This is a genomic window from Colwellia sp. MB3u-4, assembly GCF_014077065.1.
Taxonomy (GTDB): Bacteria; Pseudomonadota; Gammaproteobacteria; order Enterobacterales; family Alteromonadaceae; genus Cognaticolwellia.
The window spans coordinates 107,425-123,173 of sequence record NZ_JACGVE010000089.1; the positions used below are offsets into that span (position 1 = coordinate 107,425).

Consider the following 15,749-nt stretch of genomic DNA (forward strand, 5'->3'; position numbering starts at 1 on the left):
AACACCTGATGCCAAAACATGGCATTTCGCGACTGGTAGGTAAATTTGCCGCGGCAGAAGCTGGCTGGCTTACCACTAAGGCGATCAGTTATTTTATCAAAGCTTATGACATTAATATGGCAGAAGCTAAGTTAAAAAACGCCACTGATTTTGCCACCTTTAATGACTTTTTCACCCGTGAATTAGAAGAAGGCGCACGCACTATAATCGCAGACCCAAACACTATTTGTTATCCTGTTGATGGTGCCATTAGTCAACAAGGGCCAATTGTACAAGGGCAACTTATTCAAGCGAAAGGTTTTAACTACAGCTTGGAAACCTTACTGGGTGGCGATCAAGCAACTGCAGCACCTTTTCAAGATGGTGAATTTTCATGTATTTATCTGGCGCCGAAAGATTACCACCGTATTCACATGCCGATTACCGGCACCTTACGAGAAATGATTTACGTGCCCGGTGATTTGTTTTCAGTAAACCCGTTAACCGCCAATAATGTACCCAACTTATTTGCCCGTAATGAACGTGTAGTCACAGTGTTTGATACCGCACATGGCCCGATGGCGATGGTGCTTGTCGGCGCAACCATAGTTGCGAGTATTGAAACCATTTGGGCTGGCACGATAACACCTCCTGCAGGTAAAGATGTATTTCGCTGGCAATATCCAACAGAGGGCGCGGGGGCAATAACGCTAGAGAAAGGCGCTGAAATGGGTCGATTTAAACTCGGCTCTACTGTTGTTACCACCTTTGCGCCGAATATGGTGAAATTTAACCCGCAAGCGGGGCCAGAAACAGTGACTCGCCTGGGTGAACATTATGCTGATTTAGTGACATTGGATACCAGTGCATAAATTTTATCCCATCGCTTTAAAGCTCAGCGATAGGCATTACACAAAATGTAAATAATTGCCCATTAAGGGCTAGTGGTGAGTTTATTGAGAGCTCACTGCTAGCTTTTTAGCAAGCGGCGCGCCTGTGTTGGTATATTGACAAACTTTACATCGGGATCACATCATACTGTAAGAGCAATAATTAACACGATCGGCTAATAAATATTTTCAGTACTTATGATGTGAATATAATGATAATTAAATAGAGCAATTCAACTATTACTATTGCTCATTTATTCGTCGCAAGCTAGGATAGCAATAATAAGATACGAGTATATTCGTATAACAATACTAAACTGACTACTTCTCACAATAAGCAGAAAATTAGTTCGCTTGGTATAATTTTAGATAAATTTGCCTTAAGGAATCTCAATGTTACGAGATAAATCAAATATTAAGCCTACAGAGGCGGAACTAACGCTGCTTAATATTCTTTGGAAAATCGGACCAGCTACAGTTCGACAAGTCCATGACACAGTTAGCCAAAGCCAAAAAACGGGTTATACAACTGTGCTGAAGATATTACAAATTATGCACGAAAAGACCTTAGTTATTCGCGACGAAAGCAACCGAGCGCATGTTTATGCGCCCTCGAATAGCGAGATGGTTACACAATCGTCTTTATTAAAAGATTTAGTGTTAAAAGCCTTTGGTGGTTCAACATCAAAGTTAGTCATGCGAGCCTTAGATAATTCAACAAGCAAAGAAGAAATTGAAGATATTAGACAGTTACTCAATGAATTAGAACAACAATCTTAATTAACTAAGACTCACAAGGTAACTTAAACAGGCATGATTGAGGAAAGCTTAATACATAGTCCATCATTGGCGGCTTTAGCCATAACTCTTATCCATTTTTTATGGCAAGGAGTTCTAATTGCAGTGGTATTAAAAGCCTTACTGTCGCTAATATCCTATCAAAAATCTCAATTACGCTACGCATTAAGCTCTATGGCGATGCTAGCCAACCTTATTTTACCTATCATCACTTTTTTTCTTGTTTACGATACTGATTTTCGTCAAGTAACAAATTTTGTTCATGCTCAGCCTTTACTGGATCAAGATTTTTATCTACAAAAAACAGCCGCAAACGCTTGGTATATGGAATGGTTAGCATATTTCCCTCTAGTCGCCATGCTTTGGTTTACTGTTGTTACCACACTTGCGCTTAAGTTAATTATCGAGCTGTACAATGTTAATAAACTGCCATTGCAGGGCTGTACTGCCGTTGATATTGCACTGCAAAAGCGTTTTGATGTGCTGCTTGTTAAAGTCGGCTTGTCGAAAAAAGTGGCCTTATTACTTTCTAACAAAACCGATGTTCCTATGGCAATAGGTTGGTTAAAACCTGTGGTGCTGATCCCATTTAGTATGTTGTCAGGCTTAACCCCTCAACAGTTAGATATGCTGTTGCTACACGAATTAGCACATATTCGACGTCATGATTACTTGGTCAATTTTTTACAAACGCTTGTTGAAATATTACTGTTTTTTCATCCTGCAGTTAATTGGGTGTCAAAACAAATGCGTAACGAAAGAGAGTATTGTAGCGATGATGTTGCCGTACAACACGGTGGCAGTTCATTGGCCTATGCGCATACCTTGGCAGATACCGCCTCTTTGTGTGAGCAACATCGCCATCACACCATTCCAAATATGGCCATGGCGGCTTCTGGTGGTGATTTAAAACAACGGGTGGTTCGACTATTAGACCAGCAGCAGCACTGCACAAAAACTGCCGACACCGGCAAATGGCTTGCTTCATTTACCATCTTATTGAGCATTATTTTTCTCTTGTCTAAATACTCGCTAACCTTACCGATTATTGATCTACAGTCGGGGAGTATTTCATTATATAACCCTGTAACAATGTATAACGCTGTAACAGTGCAAAATAAAAACTCAATAACGCCGAGCCCTGAAACCTTTCAGCAAACAAATGCCAACACCACACTTGCTAGTCATTTATTAGCTAGCGATCAGACAAGTGCCCGTGCATTACCGGCGCCAAAAAAAGTAGCAATCTCAGCTCAACCTATTAATAAAAAACAAAAAATCAATGAAATAGTAGCAAAAGATAAGCTTGACGTTTTGAGTGATAATTCAACTAGCTCCTATTATAACGAGTTACCTTTTGTGCGTGTAAATCCTAATAATAAAAAAAATGTCGCCCAACATCACGCAGAATTACAACAGGAAACACAAGTTAAGCAACGGCCAGACATAGCAAGCAAAAAATCGATTTCAACATTAGCCTTTGAACGCACTGACTCTACATATGTTGGAGTAGAGGCAAACCCGTATAAGCAACAAGTTAATTCACTGTTAAACGAACCCATAACATCCAGAGATACTCAAATAACGGCATTAAACCCAAGCCAATTTGGTACTAACTACCCACAACAGACAGATAATAAGTTGAGTAGTACACGCCTAGGTCAAAGCCAATTAAACAAGCGTGTCATCGAGCATGAGGCTTTTAAAACGAGTACGGTAACCGCGCGACTAATAAATTCAGCTGAACCTAAATATCCGGCTTCAGCAAAAAGAAAAGGCATAGAATTAGAGATCATGGTGGAGTTTAGTATAGACCGAAATGGCTTAGTTCAAGACATTCAGTTTGAGTCTAAAAGCAGAGTTAGCTACTTTCGCCATACCATTCGTAACGCCATGGAAAAATGGCGCTTTCTACCTGCAAAAGAAAATGGCCGCGCAGTAGAAAGCACAATGTCAAAAATATTCTCCTTTAGTCTTTTAGAGTAAAGCTTAACGGTGTTTACCCATAGTTAAAAACTTTTGCTGCTGCTCTGCTGTTAACACTTGCATAACACCATGGTGAACTTTTGCCCTTTCCATTGCAGCTTGCTGAAAATTCAGCTGATGTTCGGCATAGATAGCTGCAAACTGATTTTCATCAAATTCGCTCGCTTGCAGCAATGGTTTCACTTGCGCTTTAAAATCTGACATAACGCGCTTTTTAGCCTGTTTATCTTCTGTCATACTGACAAAAATCAGCTTAATTTCACTGCGTTGTGCTTGACTTAGATCTAACTTTTTCGCTAAGTGATGTAAGCGTTTGTCTAGCTTTGCCTGCTGATGTTCACGACCTTGATGCTGTTGATGACTCATGTCATGGCTATTGTGATGGCTATGATGTTTGTTTTCGTGACCCATAGCATTGGCGCTAAAGCTACTAAGGCTGATAATACTAAGCACAAGTATGCTGACTGCCGCATGGGGTTTTATTGTCGAATACAGTTTTTGTGTGTTCATAAGTTTGTTCCTCAATTAATTCACCCTCAGTATAATTTGTGCAACGAAAGTAAACGCAAAGCAACGTAAATGTTTTGTAAAGATAGCCCTTGGCGCTTAACTTATACGTTATTATGGTGCTAATTAGACGACATAATTAATCCGTTTCGCTTATACCCAAACGCCCTCAACATCCTTGTTTCAATGGTTTGAGTATAAGTACTGAATACTTGACCCTAGCGCTTAACGAGAGCAACCATGAAAAAGCATAAACTTCTTTTAATAGACGATGACACAGAGCTTGCTGAGTTATTATCTGATTATCTGGCCACAGAAGGCTTTGAATTAATATCTTGCCATGACGGTATCTCAGGATTAGAAAAAGCCTATGATGATAAAATTTCATTGATTTTATTAGATGTGATGATGCCAGGCTTAACCGGTTTTGAAGTGCTAAAAGCGCTGGGTGGCAACCACAAAACCCCAATATTAATGCTAACTGCCAAAGGTGATAATGCCTCTCGAATATTAGGCTTAGAACTTGGCGCAGACGATTATTTACCCAAGCCGTTCCAACATCGTGAACTACTCGCTCGTATTAACGCCATTCTTCGCCGTATAGAGATTGTAAAAAATAGCAAAGCACAAAGCACTGCACTGCAAGTTAACGGCGTTAAACTTAACCACGCGACCCGTCAGGTGAGTTGCCATAACCAACTTATTGAACTTACCGGCACTGAATACCAGATCATTGAGCATTTAATGTCAAAGCCAGGGGGAATTGTCAGTAAAAGTGAAATATCAGAACAGGTATTAAAGCGTAAATTAAGTGCGTTTGACCGCAGTATTGATATGCATGTCAGTAATATCAGACGAAAATTATTACCCTTTAGCCCAAGCGACAAACTTAAGACTATTCGTAGTGCCGGCTATATTTTCTTGACTGGAGAACTCAATTAATGTTGAAAATTGCCGGAAAATTTTCCTCCATTGGCGCCAAACTATTTATCTGTTTTTGGTTAATTGTAATATTGACCATTGGCGTCACCAGGTTGGTATCTGAACAATTTAGAAACAAGAGTTTTATTATCCCAACGCATCACTCTGATATTACAAGAGTAGAGCGAATTAGCCAAAAAATTAAAGCGAATCGAGTCTCTTCACCACAACAAGTGCTGGCCATTTTGTCGCAAAAAGAAGGCCGTGAATTACTATTAAAAAACATCTCAACTCATGCCGTATACGCTGCTGATAAGTGGCAAATAAAAAATTTACAACAGTTTTTAACCGAAAATAATATCGAGAGCCTCACTACAGTTAAGTTTCAATTCTATCGTATGACCGGGCCGTTAACGATTGATATTGCCGGTACACCCTATCAGTTATTTCTTGCTAGTCGCGACCGAAAACCTCCCTTTGGCAACATTATAGACCGTATGCCCGTGTGGCCGCGTTTCGCTATTCCTATTATTATCAGCTCTATTTTACTTTGGCTACTGACTCGCTCGTTAACCAAGCCGCTAATAGCTATGCAAAAAGCCGCCGCACGTTTTGGTGATGGTGAATTTAGCGCCCGCATTCCCTTAATAGCGCAACGCAATGATGAAATTGGCGCTTGTGCGATTAGTTTTAACTTAATGGCTGAAAAGCTAGAGCAAAACATTGGCGCTCATCAAAGACTCATGGCCGATGTTTCTCATGAACTGCGCTCACCCATGACCCGATTGCAAATCGCGCTTGGGCTTGCTCAACAAAACAATATAAACGAAGCACTATTACACAAACATTTACAACGATGTGAACTCGAGGTCGCTCGGCTCGACGAGATGATCGCTAATGTTTTATCATTATCAAGAATGGAGAATACCATTAGCCAAATAGAATTGATGTTTGTCGATCTTAAACAGCTATTAATCCTCTGCATTGAAGACGCACAATATATCGCCAATGAAAAATCAATAACCATTACCTTTGACTGTCAAAGGTCAGCACTGATGCAAGCAGATCCAAACTTATTATCCAGTGCCATCAATAATATTTTAATTAATGCGATAAAATATAGCCACGCAAACGATCAGCTAAAGGTACATTTACACAAAACTAGCAGCCATTTTATAATCGAGATAATTGATACTGGCATCGGTGTTCCCGCTGATGACTTAGCTAAGTTATTTGAACCCTTTTATCGGGTTGCTAAATCACGTGATCGCGCCACAGGTGGCACGGGACTTGGCATGGCAATAGCTAAGCAAGCTATTGTTGCACATAATGGCAACATTAGTGCGCAGAACAATAGCGAGAATGGTCTTACGGTTACCATTGAATTACCCTTTGATATCAGTAAAAATAGCGCTAATGAATCATAAAAAACTTTATCCGCTAATTTTCTTTTGGCTATTTTTAGGAATTTCAGTAATGACTAACGCAAAAAGCTTAGAGAGTAAGCAAGCGCTTACCTTAGAGAAAATTGCCGCTATTGAAAACTTTTGGCAATCAGTAACTCAAGCGTCATTTAAAACAGATGACAATATTCGCATCGCTTATGCCACTAACTTTAAACGCCCTCAAAAGCCTTATATTGTTATTGTACCTGGGCGTTCAGAAGGTTACCTAAAATATCAAGAGTTGGCTTATGACTTAGATAATCAAGGCTATGATAGCGTTATTATTGATCATAGAGGACAAGGACTTTCGATGCGTTTAACCACAAACCGCTTGCAGGGTTATGTGGAAAATTTTGACCAATACGCGCAAGATTTACAACGATTACTCCACCAGGTCTTACCTGAAAAATACCCGCAACATCAGCGAAGCTCTTTTATGCTAGCACATTCAATGGGTGGCGCTATTGCATTAAGATACCTGCAACTTTACCCACATAAGGTTAAAGCATTAAGTTTAAGCTCTCCCATGATAGCTATATCAAGTGGCGGCACACCAGATTGGTTAGCGAAAGCATTAATCAAAACAGGCTCAACCATAAACCGTTGGCTGTCTAATACACCATGGTATTTTTTTGGCCAAAGTGATAGTAATCAAAGTTCATTTGCACAAAATCGCTTGATGCATTCAGCCAAGCGTTATCAGCGTTTTCAGTCACTATATCAAGCTCAGCCAGTAATAAAACTCGGTGGTGTCACTTTTAATTGGCTAGAGCAAGCCATGATAAATTCGGATAATTTATTTATTGATATCGAAAAATTGTCGTTACCAATACAAATGTTGCAAGCAGAAAATGAACAAATTGTTGATAATCATGCGCAAGATAACTTTTGTCTAACACTCAATAATTTTAATCACAATGCTTGCCCGGGCGGTAAGCCCATAGTCATCTCTGGCGCCTATCACGAGCTTTTTTTTGAAGTGGACCAATACAGGGATATCGCGATAGATAAAACCATCACATGGTTTTCACAACATCAATAACCCATAACCAAGAGCCAAGAACCAAGAGCCGATGACTAAAACATAAGAAGTTATGCCTTAGTCATCGGCTTTTTGTCTTTAGCCTATTCGTGGTTAGACGCTGACAAAGGATCGTGATGAATAAATACCTCACAGGGTGCTAAGGCTAGAATAATTTCTGTTTCAATGGCCTCGCCAATACTATGAGCTTCTGACAAAGATAACTCACCATCTAATTCTAAGTGAAATTGAATAAAACGATCTGGCCCTGCTTGTCGTGTTCTCAACTCGTGTAAACCATGAGTACCTTCATGCGCCAAAATAATTTTTTTAATGGTATTAAGCTCTTCTTCAGTAAGTTCATGATCCATTAAGTGATGAACACTGTTCCAGATAATTTTACCTGCGCCAATGAGCAGAAATATAGCGACCGCAACAGTAAAAACCCCATCCGCTTGTAACCAATAACCTTGGCTTAAAAACAGGGCCGCAAGCACGCCTAAATTCAGAATTAAGTCAGATTGATAATGCAAAGAATCGGCACTGATAGCGACAGATTTTGTCCGGTTAATCACATATTTTTGCAGTATCACCAGCAACAAGGTCAAGACAATAGCAATAATTGAGACCACAATACCCACTTCGGTGCGCACCACTTCTTGTGGATTAATAATGCGATCAACACCATTAAACACCAGTAATAATGCAGAACCCAACACAAAGGCGGCCTGTACCAATCCGGCTAAACTTTCCGCTTTGCCGTGACCAAATTTATGTTCTTTGTCGGCCGGAGCCAAAGCGAAACGTAAAATCACCACATTCATGATGGAAGCGAATAAATCTAAAATCGAGTCAGTCGCAGAAGCTAACATGGCACTAGCATCAGTGACAAAAAAAGCATAAAGCTTCAAGACCACTAAAATCAACGCCGTTGCTGTTGCCGCAAATGCTGCTAGCTTTACTAAGTAAGCATATTGGTTTGAATCTATCTTGTTAGCCTGCACTAAGTCCTCCTAATGAATAAATATTGCTGAACATTGCTGAACATTGATAAAGCAAAGCCGAATCAAGCACGGTATAATACCACTTAATTATATAATTTATTAAGCACTTGATATGTTAGATGTCGTTTTATTTCAACCTCAAATTCCACCCAATACGGGTAATATAATTCGCCTATGTGCTAATACCGGCTTTAGGTTACATCTAATTGAACCACTCGGCTTTGACCTAGAAGATAAAAAATTGCGCAGAGCCGGTTTAGATTACCATGAGTTTGCAGCACTTAAGCGCCATGCGAATTATCAAAGTTTTATTGAAAGTGAGCAACCTAAGCGCATATTAGCGGTGACCACAAAGTCTACCGGGTATTATGGTGATATCAGTTTTCAGTCCGGTGATTATCTTTTATTCGGCTCAGAAACCGGTGGCTTACCCGAAGATGTTAGACAACAAATACCTGACCAAGACAAAATCAGAATACCTATGTTAAAAGATAGCCGCAGTATGAACTTATCAAACGCCACCGCTGTGATTGTTTATGAGGCATGGCGACAGCTAGGCTTTGCAGACTCAGTGTAAAAGTAGGTCAGTTATAACCTGATGAACCTTATGTTAAAACTGGTTAAATTTCATTTAACTTGATGGACTAAAGTCCAACCTGAATAGAGCCTACAGGTAATTTTCAACGTTCAGAGTTTTATTGTCGGTCGGACTTGAGTCCGTGGAACGTTGATCAGGGGATTAAGGTGATGGGCAAACAAACATCTGTAGCGGGAATTATGTTTTAAATCTGTAAATATAGATTGAAAAATTAATGTAGTTTATGGAGAAAACCGTTAAATTTCATTTAACTTGATGGACTAAAGTCCACCCTACATAAATAAATACATACATGCATGCATGCATAGAGCCTACGGGTGATTTTCAACGTTGAGTCATTCTTTAAACTGCCCGTTATTTATTAAGTAACCAACAATGTTGGTTTAGTTAACCTTATTCAAATTTACGATCACGAGATAATAAATCTGCCGCGGCTAATTTGGCGTCTTTACCGCAATAAAGTACTTGGTAAACCTGCTCAACAATCGGCATTTCAACACCCATGCGCTGTGCCAGCATATAAACTTCTTTAGTGTTGCGATAACCTTCAACCACTTGGCCAATATCAGCAATCGCTTGCTCAACACCTGCGCCAGCGCCTAACGCTAGGCCAAAACGACGGTTACGTGACTGGTTGTCAGTACAAGTTAATACTAAATCACCTAGCCCTGCCATGCCCATAAATGTTGACGGTTCAGCGTTTAATGCACAACCTAAGCGGGTCATTTCGGCTAGGCCACGGGTAATTAAAGCCGTTCGTGCATTGGCACCAAAGCCAATACCATCAGCCATACCGGCACCAATGGCAATAACATTTTTAACCGCTCCGCCTAACTGTACACCGATAAAATCGCTGTTACTGTAAACACGAAAGGTGCGCCCACAGTGTAATAAGTTAGATATATCTTCAACAAAGGCATCATCGGTTGAAGATAAAGATATCGCCGTTGGTAATCCTGCGGCCATTTCTTTTGCAAAAGTAGGTCCAGAAAGCACAGCTAACGATATGTCATTACCTAGGATTTCTCGTGCTACGTCTTGCAATAAGCGCCCTGAATCGTGCTCTAAACCTTTAGTAGCCCAAACCAAACGCGTATCTTTTCTTAGATAAGGTTTGATTTTCTCCAACATTTCACCAAATACATGGCTCGGCACCACCAATAAAATATTTTTACTGGCCGCGACTACGTTGGCCAAATCATCACTCACCACTAATGCTTCTGGAAACTGGCTACCGGGTAAATATTTTTCATTAGCGCGTGTACTCGCCATTTCAGCAACGTGATTAGTATCACGTCCCCAAAGCAATGTTTTATGACCATTACGGGCTAAACATATTGCTAGCGCTGTGCCATAAGAGCCAGCGCCAATGACGGAAATTGCTGCAGAATCAGGGCTCATAAACTAGTGAGTTTCTGTGCTTGCTGGTGCTTGTTCGGCATTCGCTTGTGCTGCACGTTGTTGTACATAGTTGGCGAATAAAGCTTCAAAGTTTACCGGGGCTAAGTTAATTTGTGGGAAAGAGCCACGGCTAACTAGGTTCGCTACTGATTCACGCGCGTAAGGGAATAAAGTGGTAGGACAAAATGCACCAATAGTATGGGCTAACTGTGCTTCAGGCAGGTTACCTATGGTAAAAATACCAGCTTGTTGTACTTCAGCTAGAAAAGCGGTTTGGTCTTCAACTTTAGCCGTAACGGTTAACGACAAAGTTACTTCATAAGTATCATCAGCAAGTTTAGTTGATTTAGTATCAATATCTAACTGGATTTCTGGCTTCCAATCTTTTTGAAAAATTGCCGGTGAGTTTGGAGTTTCAAATGAGATATCTTTGGTATAAACGCGTTGAATAGCAAATTGTGGTGCTTGTTGTTCAGTTGTTGCTTCTGCGCCGTTTTGAATTTCGTCAGCCATGTTATGTTACTTCCTAAGTGTTACGCCTTTTTTAAGGCATTTTTATTCTATGTTTTTTCACTGATATTATTGTGCTAAGAGTGAAGCTAATTTTCCTTGCGCATGCAATGCAAGTAATTCATCACAACCGCCAATATGCTCGTTGTTAATAAATATTTGTGGCACTGTTGCGCTGCCCTGACTGCGTGTGATCATTTTTTCACGCAATAGTGCATCACCGTCAATTTTTATTTCGTTGTAACTAACCTTCATGTCATCAAGCAAAGCTTTCGCTCTCATGCAATAAAAACAAGTTACTTTAGTATATATGTCAACTGCCATTATCATAGTCCGTTGTTTGGTTGCATACTACTTGGTTACAGGTAAACCCGCACTTAACCAAGCACTCATGCCACCTTTAAGTAAACTTACTCGAGTAAAACCCGCTTTTGCTAGCTGGTTAGCCACTTTGCCTGCGCTCATGCCAGCACTACATACTATAATGATGGGATTATCTTTATGTTTTTCAAGACTAGAAAAGTCATTTTTACTGACTTTATCATTGCCAAGGTGTAACGCATCGACAATATGTCCGGCTTTAAAGTCTTTCTCGCTTCGGCTATCAACAACAACACCTGACTCTCTATTAACTAAAAAAGTCATTTGTTGTGTGCTTAATTGTTTAATAGGTGACATTTGAATTCTGATCGTCATGACAATAATCATCAAAACAATAAATAGCCAAATAGTGCTGAGCAAAGATTGACTCATTGCGAAGGTGATAAGTTGGTCCATAAGTTTTATATTCTAATTAACTAAAATTTGGCAATAGTATACAGGCTAATAAACTAAACCCAAACTGAACTTTTCATAGAAAAACAGATTTACTTAATATCTTAATACCCATCGACAAATTTTGTTCTTATTGCTGTAACTTTTCACACCATAATTGACTTGTAAAACTGATGAGATCAGAAGTGTTTTCTCTGCTATTTTCTCTACATAGACAGAAGATATTCACTGCGTGTCTTGATATACTGCTGTTGAAAATTATTTTTATTTCTCATTACTTATATAAAGGAAGCCGTGATGCCAAACAAAAAATCAACAGTTCTTATTATTTTAGATGGTTGGGGATATAGAGAAAACCCAGAGTCTAATGCTATTTATCATGCCAAAACCCCGGTAATAGATAACTTAATGGCGAATAAACCGAATATGCTGATTGAGACCTCAGGCATGGCGGTTGGTTTACCTGACGGGCAAATGGGTAACTCTGAAGTAGGTCATGTTAACTTAGGCGCTGGCCGCATTGTGTATCAAGACTTCACTCGTATTACCAAAGCGATTAAAGATAAAGAATTTCAAAGCAATCCTGTTTTAGTCAATGCGGTAGAAAACGCCGTTAGCAACAATAAAGCGATACACGTTTTTGGTCTATTATCTCCAGGTGGCGTCCATAGCCATGAAGATCATATTTTTGCTATGTTAGAAATGGCGGCTGAAAAAGGCGCAAAAAAGATTTATTTACATGCCTTTTTAGATGGCCGTGATACGCCACCACGCAGTGCAGAAGCTTCGTTAATAAAAGCACAAGCAAAGTTTGCTGAATTAGGTTGCGGGCAAGTCGCCTCAGTCATTGGCCGCTATTATGCCATGGACAGAGATCAACGCTGGGAACGCGTTGAATTAGCTTATAATTTAATGGTTTCAGGCCAAGCCGAGTTTCACTATACTCAGGCGATTGATGCTTTGCATGCCGCTTACGCGCGCAACGAAAATGATGAATTTGTCAAAGCCTCAGCGATTACCGACGAACAGGGTGAAGTGATTAAGGTAGAAGATGGCGATGCCATGATCTTTATGAATTTTCGAGCCGATCGTGCGCGCCAATTTACCCGCTGCTTTACCGACACAAAATTTTCAGGCTTCACACGCCAAAAACAACCCAAACTCGGCAGTTTTGTTATGCTAACCGAATATGCCGCCGACATCGATGCGCCCTCTGCATTCCCAGCGGTAAAACTTAATAACGTGTTAGGCGAATGGCTAGAAAAGCATGATAAAACGCAACTGCGCATTTCAGAAACAGAAAAGTATGCACACGTAACCTTTTTCTTCAGTGGTGGTAAAGAAGATACTTTTGTTGGTGAACAACGAATATTAGTGCCATCACCACAAGTAGCAACCTATGACCTACAACCAGAAATGAACTCAACCCTGTTAACCGATAAATTAGTGGCCGCAATAGAAAGCGGTGAGCATGACTTTATTGTTTGTAACTATCCAAATGGTGATATGGTAGGTCATACCGGTGATTTTGATGCCGCAGTAAAAGCCTGCGAGGCCGTCGACGCTTGTATTGGTAGAATAGTGACCGCATTAGAGAAAACTGGCAGTGAGTGTTTAATTACCGCTGATCACGGCAACGCAGAACAAATGATGGACAAGGTGTCAGGACAAGCGCACACCGCACATACTTGTGAACCTGTACCGTTAATTTATATTGGTCGAAACGCAAAAATGGCGAAAACAGGCGCGCTAAGTGATATCGCTCCCACTATTTTATCATTAATGAATATGCCTCAACCCAAAGAAATGACCGGGTGTAAATTATTAACCTTAACTTAACTTAATTTAATCTAAACATGCTTTTTAAGATGAATATCAGCAAGCCAATATTAAAACGTAGCCAGTTTAGCACTGGCTACGCTTTTTTTATTGGCCTAGTGCTGATGTTTTGCTCGTTTGATATTTTTGCCCAAACAGGCGCTAATGTTAAAAGTAGTGCCCAAAGCAGTGCAAAAGCCAATCAGCAACTGTCTGATATTCAACAAGCTATTAATCAACAGAAACAAACCTTATCAAGTACTAATGTAGAGATTAGTGATCTAGAGCAACAATTAAAAACAGACGATATCGCCATAGGTGAAGTGGCCCGAAACTTAGCAAATACCAGTACTAGCCTAACCACAACACGCCAAAAACTAGGCCAACTTAGCTCAGAAAAAAAACAATTAGCACTGGCCAAAAAACAACAAGAGCAGATATTAGCCAAGCAACTTAGAGCCGCCTATTCTACCGGCCATCACGACTATATAAAGTTAATTCTTAACCAACAAAAACCCAGTAACGTACAGCGTACTATTACTCATTATCAATACCTCAATGCTGCCCGTATTAAAGAAATTGAAACCTTTAAAAGCACAATTACTCAACTGAATGATGTGACAGCACAATACCAGCAGCAAGCTGAACAATTAACGCAATTAACACAAACCCAAAGTCAGCAAAAACAACTGCTCGAATTATCAAAAACCAAACAAAAACAAACCTTAAAAGCGCTCAATAAAAAGGCGCTTACCGAACAACAGAAGCTAGCTAAATTAGAACAAGAAGAGTCGGCATTGGTTGCCTTGTTGAGAAAAATGGCTGCTGCCGCACAAAAAGTAGATAACCTAGTCGGTTTGAGTAAATTAAAACGTAAACTGAGTTGGCCAGTTAAAGGGCAAATTCGTCACCGTTTTGGCTCAAGTAAACAGGGCTACTTAAAATGGAAAGGGGTATTTCTTTCAGCACCGATTGGCCAACAAGTTAAAGCCATTCACAATGGCACTATTTTATTTTCAGATTGGCTTAAAGGTTATGGACTAGTTTCTGTGGTTGATCATGGCGATGGTTACATGAGTTTATACGGCCATAATCAAGCGTTACTTAAAGCTGTTGGCGACCGTGTAGAAGCCGGTGAACCTATAGCTTTGGTAGGTCAAAGTGGTGGTCAAGCCAACTCAGGCCTGTACTTTGAAATTCGACATACCGGAATAGCCGTCAACCCTAAACTTTGGTGTAAATAAGCTTATGCATTGTTAAGCGTTTAACTAGTCGATTTTGACCATCTGAACTGTTACCCTAGATAATGATTTATTACCTCATCAAAAAAAACTAACCGTGCTGCGACTTCTACTAACCTTTAGCTTACTTTGGCCTGCTTTGCTTTATGCTCAACCTGCACAAGTAGCGATCATTATTGACGACATTGGCTATCGAAAAAGCGACGCTCAGGCACTCTATTTGCCCGGGAATATCAGTTACGCGATTCTTCCCCATACGCCCTATGGAAAAATATTGGCGTTACAGGCAAAAGCAAACAAAAATGATGTTATTTTGCATATTCCAATGGAAGCGAAAAATGGCAAAAAACTCGGACCAGGCGCATTAACCAGTGCCATGAATGAAACGGGTATTCGAGCAAGCTTAACTCATGCCTTTGCTGAAATTCCTTTCGCATTAGGTATCAACAACCACATGGGCAGTAAACTTACCGAGCTATATCAACCTATGGCGTGGACCATGCAATTTTTGCGTGAACGAAATTTAATGTTTATTGATAGCTTAACCACTGGCGCTAGCCAAGCAGAAGAAGTTGCCATAAGCTTTGGCGTACCCAGTTTACATCGACATATTTTTCTCGATAATAAATTAGAACACGCCTATATTCTCAGTCAATTTAAACAACTCATACTCGATGCTAAACGTTATCGTAGCGTTGTTGCTATCGCTCATCCACATCCTGAAACCATCAGATCATTACATAAGCTCTTGCCCTTGCTCGAGAAAAACAACATAGAACTAGTACCGATATCAAGACTACTAAACAATAAAATGGCCAGTTCAAATCAACAAACAAATGCTGAAGATTAACCCACT

Annotated in this window: 16 protein-coding genes; 10 read left to right on the forward strand and 6 right to left on the reverse strand. The window is 40.1% G+C overall.

Annotation, left to right across the window (positions count from 1 at the left end; all coding sequences use genetic code 11):
- The first annotated feature begins 8 nt into the window (after positions 1 to 8).
- The 3 genes from asd (at position 9) to H4J61_RS16115 (ending at position 3,653) form a co-directional block, all read left to right on the forward strand.
- Positions 9 to 851 carry an archaetidylserine decarboxylase gene (asd, locus tag H4J61_RS16105; protein ID WP_182186579.1) on the forward strand — a complete coding sequence of 281 codons (843 nt, stop codon included), beginning with the start codon at positions 9 to 11 and terminating at the stop codon, positions 849 to 851.
- A 411-nt stretch (positions 852 to 1,262) separates the two neighbouring features.
- Complete coding sequence (locus tag H4J61_RS16110; protein ID WP_182137305.1) at positions 1,263 to 1,649, forward strand: BlaI/MecI/CopY family transcriptional regulator; 387 nt, start codon at positions 1,263 to 1,265, stop codon at positions 1,647 to 1,649.
- Between the two features lie 33 nt (positions 1,650 to 1,682).
- Positions 1,683 to 3,653, forward strand: coding sequence for a M56 family metallopeptidase (locus tag H4J61_RS16115; protein ID WP_182186232.1), 1,971 nt, complete (start codon positions 1,683 to 1,685; stop codon positions 3,651 to 3,653).
- Between the two features lie 3 nt (positions 3,654 to 3,656).
- Here the strand turns inward: H4J61_RS16115 and H4J61_RS16120 are convergent, their stop codons facing one another.
- A complete protein-coding gene (locus tag H4J61_RS16120) occupies positions 3,657 to 4,163 on the reverse strand; it encodes a Spy/CpxP family protein refolding chaperone (RefSeq protein WP_182137303.1) in 507 nt (168 codons plus the stop codon).
- Positions 4,164 to 4,400: 237 nt separating this feature from the next.
- On the opposite strand from H4J61_RS16120, the gene H4J61_RS16125 reads away from it, so the two are divergent.
- From H4J61_RS16125 to H4J61_RS16135, 3 genes are read left to right on the forward strand one after another with little or no spacing between them, the layout of a single operon-like run.
- Positions 4,401 to 5,102 (forward strand): response regulator transcription factor, encoded by a 702-nt coding sequence (locus H4J61_RS16125; RefSeq protein WP_182137302.1) that lies wholly within the window; start codon positions 4,401 to 4,403, stop codon positions 5,100 to 5,102.
- Positions 5,102 to 6,508, forward strand: a complete 1,407-nt coding sequence (locus H4J61_RS16130) for an ATP-binding protein (protein WP_182186233.1) — start codon at positions 5,102 to 5,104, stop codon at positions 6,506 to 6,508. Before H4J61_RS16125 ends, H4J61_RS16130 begins: the two co-directional genes overlap by 1 nt.
- Before the next feature lie 49 nt (positions 6,509 to 6,557).
- Positions 6,558 to 7,568 carry an alpha/beta fold hydrolase gene (locus H4J61_RS16135; protein ID WP_182186234.1) on the forward strand — a complete coding sequence of 337 codons (1,011 nt, stop codon included), beginning with the start codon at positions 6,558 to 6,560 and terminating at the stop codon, positions 7,566 to 7,568.
- 83 nt (positions 7,569 to 7,651) lie between these two features.
- On the opposite strand, the gene H4J61_RS16140 is transcribed toward H4J61_RS16135, so the two are convergent.
- Positions 7,652 to 8,551: a cation diffusion facilitator family transporter gene (locus H4J61_RS16140; RefSeq protein ID WP_310649816.1), complete on the reverse strand. Its 900-nt coding sequence runs from the start codon at positions 8,549 to 8,551 to the stop codon at positions 7,652 to 7,654.
- 112 nt (positions 8,552 to 8,663) lie between these two features.
- On the opposite strand from H4J61_RS16140, the gene trmL reads away from it, so the two are divergent.
- Positions 8,664 to 9,128 carry a tRNA (uridine(34)/cytosine(34)/5-carboxymethylaminomethyluridine(34)-2'-O)-methyltransferase TrmL gene (trmL, locus tag H4J61_RS16145; RefSeq protein WP_182186235.1) on the forward strand — a complete coding sequence of 155 codons (465 nt, stop codon included), beginning with the start codon at positions 8,664 to 8,666 and terminating at the stop codon, positions 9,126 to 9,128.
- 414 nt (positions 9,129 to 9,542) lie between these two features.
- On the opposite strand, the gene gpsA is transcribed toward trmL, so the two are convergent.
- The 4 genes from gpsA to H4J61_RS16165 form a co-directional block, all read right to left on the reverse strand.
- Complete coding sequence (gene gpsA / locus H4J61_RS16150) at positions 9,543 to 10,550, reverse strand: NAD(P)H-dependent glycerol-3-phosphate dehydrogenase (protein ID WP_182186237.1); 1,008 nt, start codon at positions 10,548 to 10,550, stop codon at positions 9,543 to 9,545.
- Positions 10,551 to 10,553: 3 nt separating this feature from the next.
- Positions 10,554 to 11,063 (reverse strand): protein-export chaperone SecB, encoded by a 510-nt coding sequence (gene secB / locus H4J61_RS16155; RefSeq protein ID WP_182137297.1) that lies wholly within the window; start codon positions 11,061 to 11,063, stop codon positions 10,554 to 10,556.
- A gap of 66 nt (positions 11,064 to 11,129) precedes the next feature.
- Positions 11,130 to 11,384: a glutaredoxin 3 gene (gene grxC / locus H4J61_RS16160; protein WP_404842453.1), complete on the reverse strand. Its 255-nt coding sequence runs from the start codon at positions 11,382 to 11,384 to the stop codon at positions 11,130 to 11,132.
- 27 nt (positions 11,385 to 11,411) lie between these two features.
- The gene (locus H4J61_RS16165) at positions 11,412 to 11,837 is read right to left on the reverse strand and encodes a rhodanese-like domain-containing protein (protein ID WP_182137296.1); all 426 of its coding nucleotides are present in this window, start codon (positions 11,835 to 11,837) and stop codon (positions 11,412 to 11,414) included.
- A 294-nt stretch (positions 11,838 to 12,131) separates the two neighbouring features.
- On the opposite strand from H4J61_RS16165, the gene gpmM reads away from it, so the two are divergent.
- From gpmM to H4J61_RS16180, 3 genes are all read left to right on the forward strand, one after another.
- On the forward strand, positions 12,132 to 13,673 hold the full coding sequence (gene gpmM, locus H4J61_RS16170) for a 2,3-bisphosphoglycerate-independent phosphoglycerate mutase (protein WP_220461295.1): 1,542 nt from the start codon (positions 12,132 to 12,134) through the stop codon (positions 13,671 to 13,673).
- Positions 13,674 to 13,702: 29 nt separating this feature from the next.
- The gene (locus H4J61_RS16175; RefSeq protein ID WP_182186242.1) at positions 13,703 to 14,896 is read left to right on the forward strand and encodes a murein hydrolase activator EnvC; all 1,194 of its coding nucleotides are present in this window, start codon (positions 13,703 to 13,705) and stop codon (positions 14,894 to 14,896) included.
- 94 nt (positions 14,897 to 14,990) lie between these two features.
- A complete protein-coding gene (locus tag H4J61_RS16180) occupies positions 14,991 to 15,743 on the forward strand; it encodes a divergent polysaccharide deacetylase family protein (RefSeq protein WP_182186244.1) in 753 nt (250 codons plus the stop codon).
- Positions 15,744 to 15,749: the final 6 nt, after the last annotated feature.